This window comes from Methylobacterium sp. 285MFTsu5.1, from assembly GCF_000383455.1.
Taxonomy (GTDB): domain Bacteria; phylum Pseudomonadota; class Alphaproteobacteria; order Rhizobiales; family Beijerinckiaceae; genus Methylobacterium.
Genome location: NZ_KB911270.1, coordinates 440657 through 458159 on the forward strand (window position 1 = coordinate 440657; position 17503 = coordinate 458159).

Sequence of the window (17503 nt, forward strand, 5' to 3'; positions counted from 1 at the left end):
CGAGAAGGAGGGGTCGCGCGGACCGACGGACCGGTCAGGCTCGGCCCTGCCGCGCGTCGAGGCTGAGCGGGCCGGCCCCGAAGGCCGCGACCTGAAGCAAGCCGCCGGCCATGGCGAGGTTCTTCAGGAAGTGGAACATCTGGTTCTGGTCGCCGAGGGCCGCGTGGAAGGTCACCGCGGTGGCCACCGCGAAGAGCGCGAGGGCCAGGGCGACCAGCCGCGTGCGGTAGCCGGCGACGAGCAGCAGCCCGCCGACGACCTCCACGGAGGTCGCCGCCGCGTAGGCGAGCGGCGGCAGCGGCAGGTGGGCGGCCTCGATGGTGGCGAGCGTCGCGGCCGGGGCCGCGAGCTTGCCGGCGCCGCTCACGAGGAAGATCGCGCTCATCAGGACCCGGCCGGTCACCGGCAACAGGGCGGTCGCGCTGGAAGAATAGATCGGGGGCATCGTCGAACGCTCCGTCCTGTCGTGCGCGGCCGGCTCAGGCCGCTTCGGGAAGTGTGAGGCCGCGAAGCCAGTTCAGCGCCAGGCCGATATCGGCCTGCGACAGGCCGTGGCCCGTCGGCAGGATCCGGTGCTCGACGCGAACTCCGGCCGCGGTGAGCTGCTGCGCGAGGCGCCGCGCGTTCTCGACGGGCACGATCGGGTCCATCGCCCCGGAGAGGATCAGGACCGGCCGGCCGGCGAGATCCGCGGCCGGGGGCTCGGCGAACGGCACCATCGGGCGGATCAGGACCGCGCCCGCCAGGGTCTCCGGCCGCAGCAGCAGCAGCGACGCGGCGATATTGGCGCCGTTCGAGAAGCCCAGCGCCACCGGCGTCCCGAGCCCGTACCGCGTCCGGGCGGCCGCCACGAAGGCCGCGAGGTCGCCGGTGCGGCGGCGCAGGTCCGCCTCGTCGAAGACGCCCTCCGCCAGGCGCCGGAAGAATCGCGGCATGCCGTTCTCGCTGACGGCGCCGCGGGGCGCCAGCAGGGCGGCCTCCGGCGCGACCGTGCGGCCGAGGGGCAGGAGGTCGGTCTCGTCGCCACCGGTCCCGTGCAGGAGCAGCAGGGGACGGGCGGTGTCGGGACCGGGCTCGAAGCGGTGGATGAAGCCGGCGGTGTCCTGGGTCATGATGGCCTCACGGGTGACGGGGAGAGGTCCCGCCCCGCGCGGGCGCGGGGCGGGCATGGTGGTGTCGCGGCTCAGGCGACCTTCGGCAGGGCGGCCTCGATCTCGGCCCGGTGCGGCTCGAGGCCGGCGGGGAGCTTGAGGGCCTGGCCGAGGGCCTCGATCGGCTCGTCCACCGCGAAGCCGGGCGCGTCGGTGGCGATCTCGAACAGCACGCCGCCGGGCTCGCGGAAGTAGATCGAGCGGAAGTACTGGCGGTCGCGCTGCTCGGTGACGTGGAGCCCCCGCGTCGCGAGCGCCCGGCCCATCGCGGCCTGCGCGGCGTCGTCCGCCGCCCGGAACGCGATGTGGTGGACCGAGCCCGCCCCCGGGCGGCCGGGCAGGAACCCGCCGACGGCCCGCAGGGTGACGAGACCGCCGAGCTCGGCGCTGCCCGCGAAGCGGATCAGGTTGCCCTCGCGGCCGACCTCTTCCAGCCCGAGCACCTCCGTGAGGATCGCGGCGGTCGCCTCGGCCCTGTCGAGGAGGAGCGTGACGCCGTGCAGGCCGCGGATCGCGTGCTCGGCCGGCACCTCGCTCGACGCCCAGCCCTCCGCGTCGCCGACATCGACGCCCACCAGCGCGAGCATCATGCCGTCCGGGTCGCGGAAGCGCAGCGTCGGCGCGCCGAAGACCTGGACCAGCGGCTCGTGGGCCACGCCCTTCTCGATGAGCCGGTGGGTCCACCAGCCGATGGAGGCGCGGGGAACCCGGAAGGCCGTCTCCTGGGTCTCGCCGATCCCGACCCGGCCCGGCGCGGCGTGCTCGACGGGGAAGAAGGTCAGGATCGTGCCGGGCCGCCCGGCCGCGTCGCCGTAGTACAGGTGGTAGGTGCCCGGATCGTCGAAATTGACGGTCTTCTTCACCAGACGCAGCCCGAGGATTCGGGTGTGGAAGTCGAGGTTGCGCAGGGCCGGCCCGGAAAAGGCCGTGACGTGGTGGAGGCCGGTCTGAACCATGGCGATGTCTCCCGACGGAAGGCCGCGGCGGGCGGCCTGTTGCGATGACGGGAATGTGCCCCTTGCCATGGGCGGCGAAAATAGAAACGGTGGAAACCTATCGTTTCCGGATCTGATCGATGAGACTGCCCGATTTCGGGGCCTGGGCCGTGTTCGCCAAGGTGGTGGAGACCGGCTCCTTCGGCCGCGCCGCCGCGGAGCTCGGCCTGTCGAAGGCCACGGTCTCGAAGGCGGTGAGCCGGCTCGAACTCCGGATCGGCGCCCGCCTGTTCAACCGCACGTCGCGGAAGCTCGCCCTCACCGAGGCCGGGCAGGCCGCCAAGGACGGCGCCGCGCGCATCCTCGCCGAGGGCGAGGCCGCGGAGGCGCTGGCGACGGCGGGCGCCGCGGAGCCGCGCGGCCTCGTGCGGCTCGCGGCGCCGATGACCTTCGGGGTGATGCACGTGGCCCCGACCCTGCCGGCCTTCCTCCGGGAGTACCCGGCCGTGTCGGTGGATCTCCACCTGTCGGACGCGGTCGTCGACCTCGTCGGCGGCGGGTTCGACATCGGGCTGCGCATCGCGGCCCTGCCCGATTCCTCCCTGCGCGCGCGCCGGCTCTGCGAGATCCGCCGCTCGCTGGTCGCCACGCCCGCCTATCTCGACCGGCACGGCCGGCCCGGGCACCCGGACGACCTCGTCCGCCACACCTGCCTCGGCTACGCCTACCTGCCGACACCCGACCGCTGGCGCTTCGTGGACGGGAGCGGCGCGGAGGCCGTCGTGGTTCCGGCGGGCCAGCTCCGGGCGAACAACGCCGAGGCGCTGGCGCCGGCGCTGCGGGCCGGCCTCGGACTCGCCCTGCAGCCCGACTTCATGATCTGGGACGACCTCGAAGCCGGGCGCCTCGAGCGGGTGCTGCCGGACTGGTCGCCGCCGCCGATCGCCCTGCACCTCGTCATGCCGCCGGGCGATCCGCGGCCGGCGCGGGTGACGGCCCTGATCGCCCATCTCGCCCAGACCCTCGGCCAGGCACCCTGGGCCGCGCCGCCCCTCCGGCACGATTCGACGAATCGGTGAATCCGCGCCGGCGCGCTCGATCCGAGCGCGTCATTTACTTGGATCAATGCCGTATTCACGAAGGTGCGTTACCGGCGAGCACGTGCGCCTCCGGCAACGGCCTGCTCCTTGCTGTTCCGTCTCCGGGAGAACCGCCGAGACCTACCGCGCGGTTGCGAACCCCGGGTGAGCCAACTTCAAGTTTATCGAAGGCAATCTGGCATTGGACAGCCACGGAATTTCCGGGCATGAGCGTGCCGCGTATAAATGTATACGATTCTTCTGAGGCGTTGATGTCCCCTGTGGTCCCCGGACGTCCCGCACCCGACCGATTGCGGCACAAGACCGTGGCGGCGGCCGTCGCGGACTCGCTCCGCGAGCAGATCCTGAACGGTGAACTGCCGCCGGGGGTGCAGCTGCGCCAGGACGCCCTGGCGGAGGAGTTCGGGATCAGCCGGATCCCGGTGCGCGAGGCCCTGCTGCAGCTGGAAGCCAGCAAGCTCGTGCGGATCGTGCCGCATCGCGGGGCGGTCGTGACGGGCCTCTCGCTGCAGGAGGTCGAGGACATCTTCCAGCTGCGCGTCCAGCTCGAGCCGGAACTGCTCCTGCTCTCCGCCCCGCACCTGACCCCCGACGACATCCGCGATCTCGACGCCCTCTCGAAGGAGTACGGCGCGGCGCTGGAGACCGGTCAGGTCCTCCGGTGGGGCGACCTGAACAGCCGCTTCCACCTCGACCTGATCCGGCACGCCGGCCGGCCGCGGTCGCTGGCGATCGTGTCCGCGCTGCTGCAGGATTGCGAGCGGCCGACGCGGCTGCAGATCGCGACCTCCGAGGACGCGACCCGCGCGGTCAGCGAGCACGCGCAGATCCTGGCCCTGTGCGAGGACCGCGCGTTCGAGGCGGCGGCCGCGTGCCTGCGGCGCCACATCGAGCATGTCGGCGCCTCGCTCATCGCCCTCTACCGGGGGGCGCTCGCCGAGGCCTGATCGGCCGCGAGGCGGCTCAGTCCGACTTGGCCGACCGGCCGCCGATCCGGCCCGGCAGGCGGGTCAGGCGATCCTTCATCTCCAGGACCTTCTGGACCTTCGAGCCGAGGGTCAGGAGCTGGACGAGGCGCTCGGTGTCGAGGCGGCGCACGTCCGCGTACCAGCCGGCGAACAGCTCGAAGAGGTCGTGCATCTCGCGCAGGCGCGCCTGGGCGTGCCGCTCCTCCTCGGTCGCCGGCTCCTGCATCAGGAGTTCGCGCAGGAGGGTCAGCGTCGGGTCGACCTCGCGCTTCTTGCGCTCCTCGACCAGGGTGCGGACGATCTGCCAGATGTCCTCGGGCGTCGTGAAGTAGTCGCGCCGGTCGCCGGGCCGGTGCTGGAGCCGGACGAGGTTCCAGGCCTGGAGCTCCTTCAGGCCCATGCTGACGTTGGAGCGCGACACCCCGAGCCGCTCGACGATCTCGTCGGCGTTGAGCGGCCGCTCGGCCACGAACAGCAGGGCGTAGATCTGCCCCACGGTCCGGTTGATGCCCCAGCGCGAGCCCATCTCGCCGAAATGCAGCACGAAGGTCTGGACGAGCGGGGGCAGCTGCACGGCAGGGATCCGACGCGGGGAGAGGTCAGGCGGGCGCCCCCCGGTCTATCAGCTCTTGAGCCAATACCGGAGGACCGTCGCGACGAAGCCGAGACCGACGATGCTGGAGGCCCAGAGCCCCGCGAACCACGCGAGGCGCTTCCAGAGGGGCTGTGATGCTGCGGGTGCCATCAGTGATATCCGTGCGCGTCGACCTTGCCGCGGAAGACCCAGTACGCGTACGCGGTGTAGGACAGGATGATCGGGATCAAAACCGAGGCGCCGGCGAGCAGGAAGAACTGGCTCGCCTCGGGGGCGGCCGCCTGCCAGATCGTGATCCGGCCCGGCACGATGTCGGGGAAGATGCTGATGCCCAGCCCCAGGAAGGTCAGGGCGAAAAGCCCCAGCGCGATCAGGAAGGGGGCCCGCTCGGCGCCGCCCCGCAGGGTGCGCCAGAGGGCGAAGGCCGCGAGCGCCACGAGCAGCGGCACCTGCGCGGTGACGAGCACGTTGGGCATCGCCAACCAGCGCTCGTAGTAGCGGCCCTGGAGGAACGGCGTCACCGCGCTGACGAGGGCGATGGCCGCCACCGTCGCCGCGGTGAGGCGCAGGGCCAGGCGCCGGGCCCGCAGCTGGAGCAGGCCCTCGGTGCGCATCACCAGCCACGTCGCCCCGAGCAGCGCGTAGGCGACGACCAGGCTCGCGCCGACGAGGACGCTGAAGGGCGTGAGCCAGTCCCACCAGCCGCCGGCATAGGCCCGCCCCTCGACCGCGATACCCTGCAGGAGGGCGCCCAGCGTGATGCCCTGGGCGAGGGCCGCCACCAGCGACCCGCCCGCGAAGGCCACGTCCCAGGCGGCGCGGTGGCGGGGATCGCGCCAGCGGAACTCGAAGGCGACGCCGCGGAAGATCAGCCCGAGCAGCATCGCGATGATCGGCGCGTAGAGCGCCGGCAGGATCACCGCGTAGGCCAGGGGGAAGACGGCGAACAGGCCGCCGCCGCCGAGAACCAGCCAGGTCTCGTTGCCGTCCCAGACCGGCGCGACCGAGTTCATGGCGGTGTCGCGCTCCGCGCCCGGCGGCAGGACCGGGAACAGGAGGCCGATGCCGAGATCGAAGCCGTCCATGACGATGTAGGCGAAGACCGCGAAGGCGATCACGAGCGCCCAGACCACCGTGAGGTCGAAGCTGTAGGCCATGGGTCCCTCACTCGGCCGGCTGGAGGTGGCGGTCGGGGTCGATCGCCGGGGCGGGCGTGATGCCGGCCGTCCGGATCGGCGCGCCGGGCTCGATCCCGCTCTCGCCGGCATGCGGGGGCTGGCCCATCAGGCGCAGCATGTAGCCGGTGCCCATGGCGAAGACCGCGAAGTAGATCACCACGAAGGCGGTGAGCGAGGCCGCCACCGCCGGCGCGTGCAGCGGCGAGGCCGACTGCGCCGTGCGCAGCAGGCCGTAGACCGTGTAGGGCTGGCGCCCGACCTCGGTGGTGATCCACCCGGCCAGCACCGCCACGAAGCCCGCCGGGCCCATGGCCACCGCGAACCGGTGCAGGGGGCGCCACGCGTAGAGGGTGCCGCGCCAGCGGGCGAGGAGGCTGAGCGCGCCCAGGAGCAGCATCAGCATCCCGAGGCCGACCATGATGCGGAACGACCAGAACACGATCGGCACCGGCGGCCATTCCGACCGCGGCAGGCTGTCGAGCCCCTTCAGGGGCGCGTCGAGGGCGTGCTTCAGCACAAGCGACGACAGCTTCGGGATCTCGACCGCGTAGCGCACCGTCCCGGCCTCCTGGTCGGGCAGGCCGAACAGCACCAGCGGCGCGCCGTCCGGGTGGCTCCGGAAGTGGCCCTCCATGGCCATGACCTTGGCGGGCTGGTGCTCCAGGGTGTTGAGGCCGTGCGCGTCGCCCGCGAGGATCTGGACCGGCGCGACCAGGGCGGCCATCCACATCGCCATCGAGAACATCGTCCGGGCGGCCGGGTTGGCCCGGTCGCGCAGGAGGTGCCACGCGCCGACCGCGCCCACCACCAGGGCCGTCGTCAGGTAGGCGGCCAGGACCATGTGCACGAGGCGGTACGGGAAGGACGGGTTGAACACGATCGCCCACCAGTCCAGCGGCACGAACTGGCCCTCGGCATTCGTGCCGTAGCCCGCCGGCGTCTGCATCCACGAGTTCACCGCCAGGATCCAGAACGCCGAGAAGCAGGTCCCGACCGCCACCATCAGCGTCGCCGCGAAGTGCAGCCGCGGCCCGACCTTGCGCATCCCGAACAGCATCACGCCGAGGAAGCCCGCCTCCAGGAAGAAGGCCGAGAGCACCTCGTAGGCCATCATCGGCCCCAGCACCGGGCCGGTCTTGTCGGAGAAGACCGACCAGTTCGTGCCGAACTGGTAGGACATCACCAGGCCGGACACGACGCCCATCGCGAAGGCGATGGCGAAAATCTTGAGCCAGTACTTGAACAGATCCATGAAGACCTGGCGCCCGGTGGCGAGCCAGAGCCCTTCCAGCACGGCGAGGAAGCTCGCGAGGCCGATTGAGAAGGCCGGGAACACGATGTGGAAGGCCACCGTGAACCCGAACTGGATGCGGGCGAGGATCAGGGGATCGAGGTTGGCGAGCACGTCGTGCCTCCGGCTCTGTGCGCGACTCGGCGTATAGCAATTTCAGAAATTTCTGAAAAGTCAAAAGACACTGCGCGGCCGGTGCGGCGCCCCGACCATGCGCCGGCGTCCGGGGTCGATCCGGCCTCGGGGTCTGGACGTCCGCCCCCGAACGCGTCAGGGTCGCCGGATTCCTCACAGGTCGGGACCACGCGGGCCCCTGGACGCGCGCCGCGCGACGGGACGCCGCGTCCCGACGCACGGAGAGCACGCGCCGCCATGGCCGACACCCTCGTCTCCGCCGCGCCCGTCGACCTCGCCGCCGCGCTGTCGGCGCGCATCCGCGGCATCGGCACGAGCCAGATCGGCCTCGTGGCGGATCGCGGGCGGGACGATCCGGAGGTGGTGAAGCTGTGGATCGGCGAGGGCGACCTGCCGACGCCGCCCTTCATCGTCGAGGCCGCACACCGGGCGATGCTGGCCGGGCACACCCGCTACACCACGTCGCTGGGGCTGCCGGCGCTGCGCGCGGCGCTCGGGGCCTACCACGCCCGCCACTGGGGCGTGGAGATCCCGCCGGACCGGTTCGGCGTCACGGCGGGCGGCATGAACGCGATCATGCAGGCGGCCCAGGTGTTGCTGGAGCCGGGCGACGAGATGATCATCCCCTCCCCGGCCTGGCCCAATCTCGGCGAGGCGGTCCGCATCGCCGGCGGCGTGCCGGTGACGGTGCCGTACCGCCGCCTGCCGGACGGGCGCTTCGCGCTGCCGCTCGCCGACATCGCGGCGGCGATCACGCCGCGCACCCGGGTGATCATGGTGAACTCGCCCTCGAACCCGACGGGCTGGACCATGCCGCGCGCCGAGATGACGGCCCTGCGCGACCTCGCCCGGGAGCGCGGCCTCTGGATCCTCTCGGACGAGGTCTACGCCCACTTCACCTACGGCAACCGGATCGCGCCGTCCTTCCTGCAGATCTGCACCGAGGACGACCGGCTGATCGTGACCAACACCTTCTCGAAGAACTGGGCGATGACCGGCTGGCGGGCCGGCTGGGTGATCTATCCCCGCGGCCTCGCGCCGACCTTCGCCAAGCTCGGGCAGTACAGCACGACCTCGATCCCGACCTTCGTCCAGCACGCCTGCATCGCGGCCCTCGAGGAGGGCGACGGCTTCATCCGCACGATGGTGGACCGCTGCGCCGAGGCCCGGGCGATCCTGGTGGAGGGGCTGTCGCGCCTCCCGGGCGTCACGGTCGCGCCGCCGGACGGGGCCTTCTACCTCATGGCCCGGATGGGCGGCGACGAGCCGAGCCTCGACCTGGCGCTGCGCCTTCTGCGGGAGGCCAAGGTCGGCGTGGCGCCCGGCACCGCCTTCGGGCCCGAGGGCGAAGGCCTGGTGCGGATGTGCTTCGCCATCAGCCCGGACCTGGCGCGGGAGGCGGTGCGCCGGCTCGCGGGCGTGCTCGGGACCCGGCCGCCGGCCGCGGCGGCGCACTGAGCCGGGCGGGGGCGGCTCAGCGGCCCCAGCGCAGGACCAGCGCGTCGTTCCGCCGGGCGAGCTCGATCAGGCCGGCCCGCGTCGCCGGGTGCAGGGGCTGGATCGGCAGCCGCGCGGTCTCGCTCGCGATCACCCCGCCCTCGGCCATCAGCGCCTTGCAGGCGAGCAGGCCGCACTGCCGGTTCTCGTAGTTGATCAGCGGCAGCCAGCGCGCGTAGGCGTCCATCGCCTCGTCCCGGCGGCCGGCCGCGTAGGCGTCGGTGATCTGGCGGATCCCGTCCGGGTAGCCGCCGCCGGTCATCGCACCCGTCGCGCCGGCATCGAGGTCGGCCATCAGGGTGATCGCCTCCTCGCCGTCCCAGGGGCCCACGACCGCGTCGCCGCCGAGCGCGATCAGCTCGCGGAGCTTGGACGCGGCGCCCGCGGTCTCGATCTTGAAGTAGGCGACGTTCGCGATCTCCCGGGCCATGCGCGCCAGGAGCGGTGCCGAGAGCGGCGTGCCGGCCACCGGCGCGTCCTGGATCATGATCGGGATCGAGATCGCGTCCGAGACCGCGCGGAAGAAGTCGACGATGCCGAGCTCCGGCACCCGGATCGTGGCGCCGTGATAGGGCGGCATGACCATCACCATCGCGGCGCCGGCCTCCTGGGCGCGGCGCGAGCGCTCGGCGCAGACCTGCGTGGCGAAGTGCGTCGTCGTCACGATCACCGGCACGCGGCCGGCCACGTGCTCCAGCACGGCGTGCATCACCCGCTCGCGCTCGTCGTCGGTGAGGACGAACTGCTCGGAGAAGTTGGCCAGGATGCACAGGCCCTGGCTGCCGGCGTCGATCATGAAGTCGACGGCCCGGCGCTGCCCGTCGAGGTCGAGGGCGCCCGCGGCGTCGAAGACCGTGGGGGCGACCGGGAAGACGCCGCGATAGGCGGGGACGGACGAGGTCATGCGCGGTCCTTCTGCCGGGATCGCGCATCCCGGCGGACGACGGTGTCCGCGGGCGGGATCCGGCCGCCTCTTAGCACGCGGCCTCGATCCTGGCGCGTTCCGGGGCGCGCAGCGCGCTGTCGACAAGCCCACCGGCTTTCCTGTACGGCCGAGATCTTCTTTGCTTTGTCCATCGACAGCCGAGATCGGGCGCGGCGGCCGCACGAGAACGGCGTTTTCTTTTCGGAGCTACTGTAATGCGATTCTTCTCTGCCAGCCGCGTCGCGGCGCTCGTCGTCGCTACGCTTCTCGCCGTGCCCTTCGCCGCGCCCGCGCGGGCCGACGATCTCGACGCGATTCGCGCCGCAAAGACCCTGCGCATCGGCACCGAGGGCACCTACGCGCCCTTCACGTTCCACGACGCGTCCGGGCAACTCGTCGGCTTCGACGTCGAGATCGGCCGAAAGGTCGCCGAGCAGCTGGGCGTCACGCCGCAATTCCTCGAGGGCAAGTGGGACGGGCTGATCGCCGGGCTCGACGGCAAGCGCTACGACGTGGTGATCAACCAGGTCGGCATCACCAAGGAGCGGCAGGCGAAGTTCGACTTCTCCGAGCCCTACATCCGGGCGCGGGCCGTGCTGATCACCCGGGCGGACCGGTCCGACATCAAGTCCTTCGCGGATCTCAAGGGCAGGAAGGCCGCCCAGAGCCTCTCCAGCAACTTCGCGCGCCTCGCCGAGCAGTCCGGCGCCGAGCTCGTCGGGACGGACGGCTTCGACCAGTCGATCCAGCTCGTCCTCACCGGCCGCGCCGACGCCACCGTCAACGACAGCCTGTCGTTCCTGGACTTCCACAAGCAGAAGCCGAACGCCCCCGTGAAGATCGCCGCCGAGCAGGCCGACGCGGACGCCTCCGGGATCATCATGCGCAAGAACAACCCGGCGCTGAAGGCGGCGATCGACAAGGCGCTGGAGGCGATCAAGGCCGACGGCAGCTACGCGGCGATCGCCCAGAAGTACTTCGGGGCCGACGTCTCCAAGTAGACCGTCCGCAGAGGGCCCGCCCGGACGGATCTCGCCCGGGCGCCGCCCCGTACAGCCCCACGCTTCGATCGCCCGGTAGGAGACGCCGCCCCGTGCCGCACTGGCTCGACCTCATGCTCCAGTCGCTGGGGCCGCTGCTCGCGGCCGGCCTGCGCTTCACCGTGCCGCTGACGCTCATCGCCTTCGCGCTGGGCCTCGCGCTCGGGCTCGGGACCGCCCTCGTGCGCCTGTTCGCGCCCCGGCCGCTGGCCGCGCTGGCGTGGCTCTACGTGTGGATCTTCCGGGGCACGCCGCTCCTCGTGCAGCTGTTCGTGATCTTCTACGGCCTGCCGAGCGCCGGCATCCTGATCGACGCCTTCCCGGCCGCCGTGATCGGGTTCACCCTCAACGTCGGCGCCTACACGTCGGAGATCGTCCGCGCGGCCATCGCCTCCATCCCGAAGGGGCAGTGGGAGGCGGCCTACGCCACCGGCATGAATCCGGTCCAGGCCCTGCGCCGCACGATCCTGCCCCAGGCGGCGCGGGTGGCGGTGCCGTCGCTCGCCAACTCCTTCATCGCCCTGGTGAAGGACACCTCGCTCGCGGCCGCCATCACGGTGCCGGAACTGTTCCAGGCGGCCCAGCGCATCGTCGCCGTCACCTACGAGCCGCTGATCCTCTACATCGAGGTGGCGCTGATCTACCTCGTCCTGTCGACGCTGCTGTCCTGGCTCCAGACGCTGCTGGAGCGACGCCTCGGGCGCTACGGCGGCTACCTGGAGGCCCGCGCGTGATCGCCCTGTCGGCCATCGAGAAGCGGTTCGGCGACAACCCGGTCCTGCGCGGCGTCGACCTCGCGGTGCCGGAGGGGCGGGTCACGGCGCTGATCGGCCCGTCGGGCTCGGGCAAGTCGACGCTCCTGCGCTGCGCGAACCTGCTGGAGGTCCCGCAGGCCGGGACGCTGACCCTCGGCGAGATCCGCCTCACCTTCCGGCCCGGCAGCCCGCCGGCGCGGCGGGACGTGCTCGCCGTGCGCCGGCAGACCGGGATGGTGTTCCAGAATTTCCAGCTCTTCCCCCACCGGACCGTGATGGAGAACGTCACCGAGGGGCTCGTCACCGTCGGCAAGTGGCCGCAGGCCCGGGCCCGGGCGCGCGCCCTGGAGCTGCTGGAGCGCGTCGGCCTCGCCCACAAGGCCGCGGACTGGCCCGCCAGCCTGTCGGGCGGCCAGCAGCAGCGGGTGGCGATCGCCCGGGCGCTGGCCCCGTCCCCGCGCCTGCTGCTCTGCGACGAGCCGACCTCGGCCCTCGATCCGGAACTCGCCGCCGAGGTGGTGGACGTGCTGGCCGGCCTCGCGGGCGAGGGCACGACCATGCTGATGGCGACCCACGACCTGCGCCTCGCGCGGCGCGTCGCCGACACGGTGGTGTTCCTGGAAGGGGGGCATATCGTCGAGCAGGGCGCGGCCGCCGACGTCTTCGCCCGGCCGGCCGACCCGCGCACCCGCCGGTTCGTCCGGACGCTGCTCGGCGAGGCGGCCGAAGGGGCGTGAGAAGGGGCCTACGGAACGGGCCGGGACGCGGGATTCAGCGCGTCAGGCAGCGGAGCGTGAGAAGATCCTCGACGGTGAGCGCGGTCCCGAAGACCAGGGGCCGCCAGGCCGGCAGGGTGGCGAGGATCAGGCCGGCCGCCAGGGCGAGCCAGGGCAGGACCGGGCGCAGGCCGGGACCGGCGGCCCTCACGCGGGATTCCGCGCCAGCGACGCCTCCTCGCCCTTGCCGACCACCACGAGGCCCAGACCCGCGGCCAGCATGGCGCCGCCCCAGAGCAGGAAGCCGATGTCCCAGTAGAGCCACTGCTCCGGCGGTGCCCGCTCGTTGACGTGGTGCACGCCGAGGATCTCGTGGTCGATCAGGCCCTCGACGAGGTTGAACAGGCCCCAGCCGATCAGGAGCGACCCGGCGAGCAGCTTGCTGGACCAGTAGAGGTGCGTGCGGTGCGCGGCGCGCCAGAGGAGGAACAGCCCGAGGACCACGAAGACGTAGGTCGCGCTGTGGAAGAAGCCGTCCCAGCGGGTGTTCAGCTCGAGGTTCGGGATCGTGTCGATCGGGTACCAGCTGCTCAGCATGTGGTGCCATTGCAGGATCTGGTGCAGCACGATCCCGTCGAAGAAGCCGCCGAGGCCGAGCCCGAACAGGATGCCGGCGCTCACGGGGAAGACGCGCTCCCGGGTGTCGGCCGCTCTCTCAACCGCCCTGTCAGCCGCTCTGTCAGCCGCTCTGTCAGCCGCTCTCATGCGCAACTCCGGCGTGGCGGAGGCCGCGGCCGCGCGGGCGACGGCGTCCTGCGGGGAACCCGCCCGGGGCGCCGGCGGATCCGTCACGCCTCCCGCGGGACCGCTTCCGGTCGCGAGACCATCCGCAGGTAGACGGCGAGCCCCGCCAGGAAGACCGCGAGGCCGAGCCCGGTGGCGTAGGGCGCGAAATCCTTGCCGGCCACGGCGATCGCCGAGCTGTGGCCCGCCAGGAGGTCGGTGCCGGCGAGCAGCACGCCCACGAAGCTCTCGCCGACGAGGAACCCGGACGCGAGGAGGACACCCCGGCGGCGGGCAGTGCCGACCGTCCTGTCAGCCTTCGCGTCGCCCTTCGCGCCGACCCGGGCGCGCAGCCGGCGCTCGGCGACCCAGCCGAGGATGCCGCCGATGGCGATCGTCATCTCCACCGAGAGCGGCAGGTACATGCCGATGCCGACCGTCAGCGCCGGGAAGGTGAGGTCGCGCCGCTTCAGCCACGTCTCGGCCGCCACCAGGACCACCCCGAGCCCGGCGCCGATCAGCACCATGGTCCAGGGCAACTCGCCGTGCGTGATGCCGTTGGCGATCTGGGTCATCAGGGCCGCCTGGGGCGCCGGCATGGCGCTCCCCGCGTCCTGCCCGTCCCGCGCGGGGGCACCGACGAAGCCGTAGGCCTCGTAGAGCAGCGACAGGAGCGGGGCGATCACCACGGCGCCGACCCCGACGCCGAGGATGAGCGCGACCTGCTGGTGCCAGGGCGTGGCGCCGAGCACCTGCCCGGTCTTCAGGTCCTGCAGGTTGTCGTTGGCGATCGACGAGGTGGTGATGATGACCGACGTCAGCAGCAGCGCCATGCCGGTGACGAACCGGTCTCCCTCGGGCCCGGCGGAATGCCCCAGGACCAGGGGCAGGAGCAGCGCGGTCGCCATCGTGGTCAGGATGCCGATCCCCGAGATCGGGCTCGACGAGGAGCCCAGCAGGCCCGCGAGGTAGCCGCAGGCCGCCGCCATCAGGAAGCCGAACAGGACGGTGAACAGGGTGGCGGCCACCGCCAGCACGATCGTCAGGCCGCCGAGGTCGGCGGCCCCGGCGAAGGCCCAGAACAGCAGCGCGAGCGGCACGCACAGGCCCAGGGTCGCGGCGGCCACCCAGGTGATCGGCAGGTCGCGGTCCTCGCGCGGGTGATCCTTGCCGAGACCGCCGCTGCCCGACAGGGCGGCGCGGATGCTCCCGAGGATCGGGCGCGCCAGCGAGCCCACGGTCCAGAGCCCGCCCACCGCGATGATCCCGGCGCCCATGAGGCGCACTTGGCCCGACCAGACCGCCTCGGCGGCCGCGCCCGCCGACTTGGCGGGATCGGGCGACAGGGCGGTGAGGATCGGGACCGCGATCCCCCAGGCGATCAGGACGCCGGTCAGCAGCGCGAGGCAGGCGCCGATGCCCACGAGGTAGCCGACGCCGACCAGCGCCAGCGAGAAGCCGGTCCCGGTGCGGAACACCGCGCCGCCGAGGCTGACCGCGCCGTTGAGCCCCTCGCCCAGGACCTTCAGCCCCGTGGTGGCGAGCCCGATCGTCCCGGCGGCCGCAGCGGCCCCGAGCAGGTCCCGCAGGCCGTGGCCGCCCTGCTCCTCGTGGCCGGTCCTGAGCACCTCCGCGGCGGCGATGCCCTCGGGATAGGGGAGATCGCTGCCCGACACGAGCGCGCGGCGGAGCGGGATCGAGAAGGCGACGCCGAGCAGGCCACCCAGCAGGCAGACCGCCGTGGTCTGCCAGAACGGGAAGCCGTGCCAGTGGCCGACGAGGACGAGCCCGGGAAGCGCCAGGATGACGTTGCACAGGGTGCCGGCCGCCGAGGCCTGCGTCTGCACGATGTTGTTCTCGAGGATGCCGGCGCCGCCCATCAGCCGGAACGCGCCCATCGAGATCATCGCGGCCGGGATCGAGGACGAGAACGTCATCCCGGTCTTCAGGCCCATGTAGAGGTTGGCGGCCATGAACACGACCGTGATGGCCGCGCCGAGCGCGATCCCCCGCAGGGTCAGCTCGGCCTGACGGTCCTGCGTCGTCGGCGTGATCGTCGGGCTGCGGGCGTCCATCGTCCACTCGGGCTGCCACAGGCACAGCACGCGAGGGGCCGGAAACGTTCCCGCGCCGCGCCCGGCCCGCCCGGCCTCACCCTGCCCCGCCCCGCCCTGGGGCGATGTGTCCCGGCGCCGACCAGGCCTGTGATGCAGTCACCCGGCGCGGCGGCGGGTTTGGCAGCAGACCGCCCCGTCCGGGTGCGATCCGCTCCTCGTCGGGAAGGCGCCGCCTTGTCCAAGTGGTATCTCTACGGCATCGCCCTCGTGGCCGGCGTCGCGAACGCCATCGAGCCGGGCCAGAACGCCACGCTGGCGAAGGTCACGGGGCAGCCGATGCTGGCCGGCCTGTTCTGCTTCGGCCTCGCGATCGCCTGCTTCCTCGCCGCGATGGCCGTCGCCCGGCTGCGCGGCCGCTCCCAGGCCGAAGCGGCCACGCCCGTGCCCTGGTGGGCTTGGCCGGGCGGCGTGCTCGGGGCGGCGGTCGTCCTGGCGCAGCTCTACATCTCCGAGAAAGTCGGCGCGGCGCCATTCCTGGGCTGCGTGATCACCGCGGGCGTGGTCGGCTCGATCATCCTCGACCATCACGGCCTCGTGGGCTTCGCGCGCCACCGCGCCGGGCGCTGGCGCATCCTCGGCGGCGCGCTGATGGTCGCGGGCGTCGCCCTCGTGGCGGCGTTCTGACGGACCCGTCGATCCGAACGCCTCGCACCCTCAGGATCCCAGCATGCTCTTCCTGTACGGCTTCGCGCTGCTCGCGGGCATCGCCACCGCGATCGAACCGGGCCAGAACGCGGGCCTCGCCAAGTCCCTCGCGCGGCCGCTGCTCGCCGGCGTGGTGAGCCTCGTCGTCAGCGTCGCGGCGATCTGCGTCGCCATGCTGGTGACGGGGCAGTACGGGTGGCCGACGCTGGACCGCCTCGCGCAGGTGCCCTGGTGGGCGTGGCTCGGCGGCGTGATGAGCGCGGGCCTGACGATGGCGCAGCTCTCCGTCTCCGCGCGGATCGGGGCCGCCACCTTTCTCGGACTGATCGTGACGGCGGGCGTCGTCACGTCGATCCTGCTCGACCATTTCGGCCTCGTGGGCTTCAAGGTCCACGAGGCCGGCCTGTGGCGCATCCTCGGCGGCGCCCTGATGATCGGCGGCGTGGCGCTGGTCGCCCGGTTCTGAGGCCCGCCCCGGCGGATCAGATCGTCCAGCCGCCGTCGATCACGACGGCCTGGCCGGTCGTGTAGGTCGCGCCCGCGAGGTAGACGGCGAGGTCGGCGATCTCCTCAGGCGTGCCGAGCCGGCCGATCGGCTGGCGCGCGATGAAGGCCGCGCGGGTCTGCTCGTAGTCGCCCTGCTGGCGGATGCGCTCCTGCAGCGACGGGCTCTCCACCGTGCCGGGGCAGATGGCGTTGCAGCGGACGTTGTGGCCGACATAGTCGGCGGCCACCGCCTTGGTCAGGCCGATCACCGCCGCCTTCGTCACCCCGTAGGCGAAGCGGTTGGGCACGCCCTTCACCGAGGAGGCCACCGAGGCCATGTTGACGATGGCGCCGTCGCGGCGCTCCAGCATGCCGGGCAGGACCGCCCGGATCGTGCGGATCATCGCCTTGACGTTGAGGTCGAGGGCGAAGTCGAGCTCGTCGTCGCGCATCTCCAGGATGGTGCCGGCGTGGACGGTGCCGGCGCAGTTGAACAGGATGTCGACCGCGCCGATGCGCGCGACCAGGGCCCCGACCGCCTCCGCGTCCAGCACGTCGAGGGTCGCGGTGCTGAGGTTGTCGGCGCGCAGGTCGGCGAGGGCGTCCGCGTTGATGTCGGTGGCGTGGACCCGCGCCCCGGCGCGGGCGAAGGCGAGCGCGCTGGCGCGCCCGATCCCCTGACCCGCCGCCGTGACCAGGACCGTCTTTCCGGAAAGATCTGCCATTGCTCGCTCCAGCAGGCTGCGCGGCGCCGCGCGGGCGTCCGGACCGGGCCGCGCCCGGCGGGGCCGCCGATCAGGCCCGGTGGGCCCGGCCGAGCGGCCCATCCTTGTAGGTTCTGACCGCGCCGGGCTCCAGGCCCGATCGCGTCGGATCCGCGGCCGCTGTTCCGGCGTTCTCCCGGCGTCACCGTACCTAAGGAGGATCGCCGTGGGGCTCGCCGCCTTCGTCTTCTTCGTCGTCCCGTGGATGGCCGTCGCGATCTGGATGTCGATGCGGCCGTCCGGCGCGCGCCTCGGCACTCCGTCCGCCCCCTGGCGCCCGCTGACGGATTACCCGCCGCCGGCCCGGGACCAGCGGCAGGCCGGCGAGACGCGGAGCATGGAGTCGGGCTCCGCCCACGACGGCAAGCACGCGCCGATCGAGGCCGTCTAGAGCGCCCGCCGCCGGATCAACTACTGGCCCG

The 17503-nt window shown here is 72.5% G+C and carries 21 protein-coding genes; 9 read left to right on the forward strand and 12 right to left on the reverse strand.

Translation table 11 applies throughout. The features are described 5' to 3' along the window. Window positions 1-34: 34 nt before the first annotated feature. From H288_RS0102185 to H288_RS0102195, 3 genes are all read right to left on the reverse strand, one after another. Window positions 35-445, reverse strand: coding sequence for a DoxX family protein (locus tag H288_RS0102185; RefSeq protein WP_020090951.1), 411 nt, complete (start codon window positions 443-445; stop codon window positions 35-37). A gap of 34 nt (window positions 446-479) precedes the next feature. Continuing rightward, window positions 480-1112, reverse strand: a complete 633-nt coding sequence (locus H288_RS0102190; RefSeq protein WP_020090952.1) for an alpha/beta hydrolase — start codon at window positions 1110-1112, stop codon at window positions 480-482. A gap of 71 nt (window positions 1113-1183) precedes the next feature. After that, window positions 1184-2107: a ring-cleaving dioxygenase gene (locus H288_RS0102195; protein ID WP_020090953.1), complete on the reverse strand. Its 924-nt coding sequence runs from the start codon at window positions 2105-2107 to the stop codon at window positions 1184-1186. A gap of 119 nt (window positions 2108-2226) precedes the next feature. On the opposite strand from H288_RS0102195, the gene H288_RS0102200 reads away from it, so the two are divergent. Together H288_RS0102200 and H288_RS0102205 are read left to right on the forward strand one after the other, a co-directional pair. Next, on the forward strand, window positions 2227-3165 hold the full coding sequence (locus H288_RS0102200) for a LysR family transcriptional regulator (protein WP_020090954.1): 939 nt from the start codon (window positions 2227-2229) through the stop codon (window positions 3163-3165). A gap of 272 nt (window positions 3166-3437) precedes the next feature. After that, a complete protein-coding gene (locus H288_RS0102205; RefSeq protein ID WP_026604591.1) occupies window positions 3438-4133 on the forward strand; it encodes a GntR family transcriptional regulator in 696 nt (231 codons plus the stop codon). Window positions 4134-4149: 16 nt separating this feature from the next. Here the strand turns inward: H288_RS0102205 and H288_RS0102210 are convergent, their stop codons facing one another. From H288_RS0102210 to H288_RS0102225, 4 genes are read right to left on the reverse strand one after another with little or no spacing between them, the layout of a single operon-like run. Next, window positions 4150-4728, reverse strand: coding sequence for a GbsR/MarR family transcriptional regulator (locus H288_RS0102210; RefSeq protein WP_020090956.1), 579 nt, complete (start codon window positions 4726-4728; stop codon window positions 4150-4152). Window positions 4729-4776: 48 nt separating this feature from the next. Next, complete coding sequence (locus H288_RS0102215) at window positions 4777-4899, reverse strand: DUF2474 family protein (RefSeq protein ID WP_020090957.1); 123 nt, start codon at window positions 4897-4899, stop codon at window positions 4777-4779. Beyond that, entirely contained in the window at window positions 4899-5906 is a 1008-nt protein-coding gene (cydB, locus tag H288_RS0102220; RefSeq protein ID WP_020090958.1) for a cytochrome d ubiquinol oxidase subunit II, read from the reverse strand. Before cydB ends, H288_RS0102215 begins: the two co-directional genes overlap by 1 nt. Before the next feature lie 7 nt (window positions 5907-5913). After that, a complete protein-coding gene (locus H288_RS0102225; protein WP_020090959.1) occupies window positions 5914-7332 on the reverse strand; it encodes a cytochrome ubiquinol oxidase subunit I in 1419 nt (472 codons plus the stop codon). 258 nt (window positions 7333-7590) lie between these two features. Here H288_RS0102225 and H288_RS0102230 point away from each other — a divergent pair, with 258 nt between their 5' ends. Beyond that, window positions 7591-8811 carry a pyridoxal phosphate-dependent aminotransferase gene (locus tag H288_RS0102230; RefSeq protein ID WP_020090960.1) on the forward strand — a complete coding sequence of 407 codons (1221 nt, stop codon included), beginning with the start codon at window positions 7591-7593 and terminating at the stop codon, window positions 8809-8811. 16 nt (window positions 8812-8827) lie between these two features. Here the strand turns inward: H288_RS0102230 and H288_RS0102235 are convergent, their stop codons facing one another. Continuing rightward, entirely contained in the window at window positions 8828-9754 is a 927-nt protein-coding gene (locus tag H288_RS0102235; protein ID WP_020090961.1) for a dihydrodipicolinate synthase family protein, read from the reverse strand. A 236-nt stretch (window positions 9755-9990) separates the two neighbouring features. Here H288_RS0102235 and H288_RS0102240 point away from each other — a divergent pair, with 236 nt between their 5' ends. The 3 genes from H288_RS0102240 to H288_RS0102250 all read left to right on the forward strand — a co-directional run bounded on the left by H288_RS0102240 (window position 9991) and on the right by H288_RS0102250 (window position 12307). Then, on the forward strand, window positions 9991-10776 hold the full coding sequence (locus H288_RS0102240; RefSeq protein ID WP_020090962.1) for an amino acid ABC transporter substrate-binding protein: 786 nt from the start codon (window positions 9991-9993) through the stop codon (window positions 10774-10776). A 92-nt stretch (window positions 10777-10868) separates the two neighbouring features. Continuing rightward, on the forward strand, window positions 10869-11549 hold the full coding sequence (locus H288_RS0102245) for an amino acid ABC transporter permease (protein ID WP_020090963.1): 681 nt from the start codon (window positions 10869-10871) through the stop codon (window positions 11547-11549). Beyond that, entirely contained in the window at window positions 11546-12307 is a 762-nt protein-coding gene (locus H288_RS0102250) for an amino acid ABC transporter ATP-binding protein (RefSeq protein ID WP_020090964.1), read from the forward strand. The genes H288_RS0102245 and H288_RS0102250 overlap by 4 nt, the downstream gene beginning before the upstream one ends. Before the next feature lie 34 nt (window positions 12308-12341). Here H288_RS0102250 and H288_RS35525 read toward each other — a convergent pair whose 3' ends face one another. From H288_RS35525 to H288_RS0102265, 3 genes are all read right to left on the reverse strand, one after another. Beyond that, complete coding sequence (locus tag H288_RS35525) at window positions 12342-12497, reverse strand: hypothetical protein (protein WP_020090965.1); 156 nt, start codon at window positions 12495-12497, stop codon at window positions 12342-12344. Then, the gene (locus H288_RS34720) at window positions 12494-13051 is read right to left on the reverse strand and encodes a DUF2243 domain-containing protein (protein ID WP_234081888.1); all 558 of its coding nucleotides are present in this window, start codon (window positions 13049-13051) and stop codon (window positions 12494-12496) included. The genes H288_RS35525 and H288_RS34720 overlap by 4 nt, the downstream gene beginning before the upstream one ends. A gap of 83 nt (window positions 13052-13134) precedes the next feature. After that, window positions 13135-15144: an oligopeptide transporter, OPT family gene (locus tag H288_RS0102265; RefSeq protein WP_020090967.1), complete on the reverse strand. Its 2010-nt coding sequence runs from the start codon at window positions 15142-15144 to the stop codon at window positions 13135-13137. Window positions 15145-15360: 216 nt separating this feature from the next. Between H288_RS0102265 and H288_RS0102270 the strand changes: the two genes are divergently transcribed. Together H288_RS0102270 and H288_RS0102275 are read left to right on the forward strand one after the other, a co-directional pair. Then, window positions 15361-15810, forward strand: coding sequence for a DMT family transporter (locus tag H288_RS0102270; protein ID WP_020090968.1), 450 nt, complete (start codon window positions 15361-15363; stop codon window positions 15808-15810). Window positions 15811-15853: 43 nt separating this feature from the next. After that, the gene (locus H288_RS0102275) at window positions 15854-16297 is read left to right on the forward strand and encodes a DMT family transporter (protein WP_020090969.1); all 444 of its coding nucleotides are present in this window, start codon (window positions 15854-15856) and stop codon (window positions 16295-16297) included. Window positions 16298-16313: 16 nt separating this feature from the next. Here H288_RS0102275 and H288_RS0102280 read toward each other — a convergent pair whose 3' ends face one another. Beyond that, a complete protein-coding gene (locus H288_RS0102280; protein ID WP_020090970.1) occupies window positions 16314-17042 on the reverse strand; it encodes an SDR family oxidoreductase in 729 nt (242 codons plus the stop codon). Window positions 17043-17247: 205 nt separating this feature from the next. On the opposite strand from H288_RS0102280, the gene H288_RS0102285 reads away from it, so the two are divergent. After that, window positions 17248-17472 (forward strand): hypothetical protein, encoded by a 225-nt coding sequence (locus H288_RS0102285; RefSeq protein ID WP_020090971.1) that lies wholly within the window; start codon window positions 17248-17250, stop codon window positions 17470-17472. Window positions 17473-17503 lie beyond the last annotated feature (31 nt).

Bases quoted from the DNA above. Each gene is read 5' to 3' on its own strand.
- H288_RS0102185 (WP_020090951.1), bottom strand. From the start codon at position 445: ATGCCCCCGATCTATTCTTCCAGCGCGACCGCCCTGTTGCCGGTGACC.
- H288_RS0102190 (WP_020090952.1), bottom strand. From the start codon at position 1,112: ATGACCCAGGACACCGCCGGCTTCATCCACCGCTTCGAGCCCGGTCCC.
- H288_RS0102195 (WP_020090953.1), bottom strand. From the start codon at position 2,107: ATGGTTCAGACCGGCCTCCACCACGTCACGGCCTTTTCCGGGCCGGCC.
- H288_RS0102200 (WP_020090954.1), top strand. From the start codon at position 2,227: ATGAGACTGCCCGATTTCGGGGCCTGGGCCGTGTTCGCCAAGGTGGTG.
- H288_RS0102205 (WP_026604591.1), top strand. From the start codon at position 3,438: ATGTCCCCTGTGGTCCCCGGACGTCCCGCACCCGACCGATTGCGGCAC.
- H288_RS0102215 (WP_020090957.1), bottom strand. From the start codon at position 4,899: ATGGCACCCGCAGCATCACAGCCCCTCTGGAAGCGCCTCGCGTGGTTC.
- cydB (WP_020090958.1), bottom strand. From the start codon at position 5,906: ATGGCCTACAGCTTCGACCTCACGGTGGTCTGGGCGCTCGTGATCGCC.
- H288_RS0102230 (WP_020090960.1), top strand. From the start codon at position 7,591: ATGGCCGACACCCTCGTCTCCGCCGCGCCCGTCGACCTCGCCGCCGCG.
- H288_RS0102235 (WP_020090961.1), bottom strand. From the start codon at position 9,754: ATGACCTCGTCCGTCCCCGCCTATCGCGGCGTCTTCCCGGTCGCCCCC.
- H288_RS0102240 (WP_020090962.1), top strand. From the start codon at position 9,991: ATGCGATTCTTCTCTGCCAGCCGCGTCGCGGCGCTCGTCGTCGCTACG.
- H288_RS34720 (WP_234081888.1), bottom strand. From the start codon at position 13,051: ATGAGAGCGGCTGACAGAGCGGCTGACAGAGCGGCTGACAGGGCGGTT.
- H288_RS0102265 (WP_020090967.1), bottom strand. From the start codon at position 15,144: ATGGACGCCCGCAGCCCGACGATCACGCCGACGACGCAGGACCGTCAG.
- H288_RS0102275 (WP_020090969.1), top strand. From the start codon at position 15,854: ATGCTCTTCCTGTACGGCTTCGCGCTGCTCGCGGGCATCGCCACCGCG.
- H288_RS0102280 (WP_020090970.1), bottom strand. From the start codon at position 17,042: ATGGCAGATCTTTCCGGAAAGACGGTCCTGGTCACGGCGGCGGGTCAG.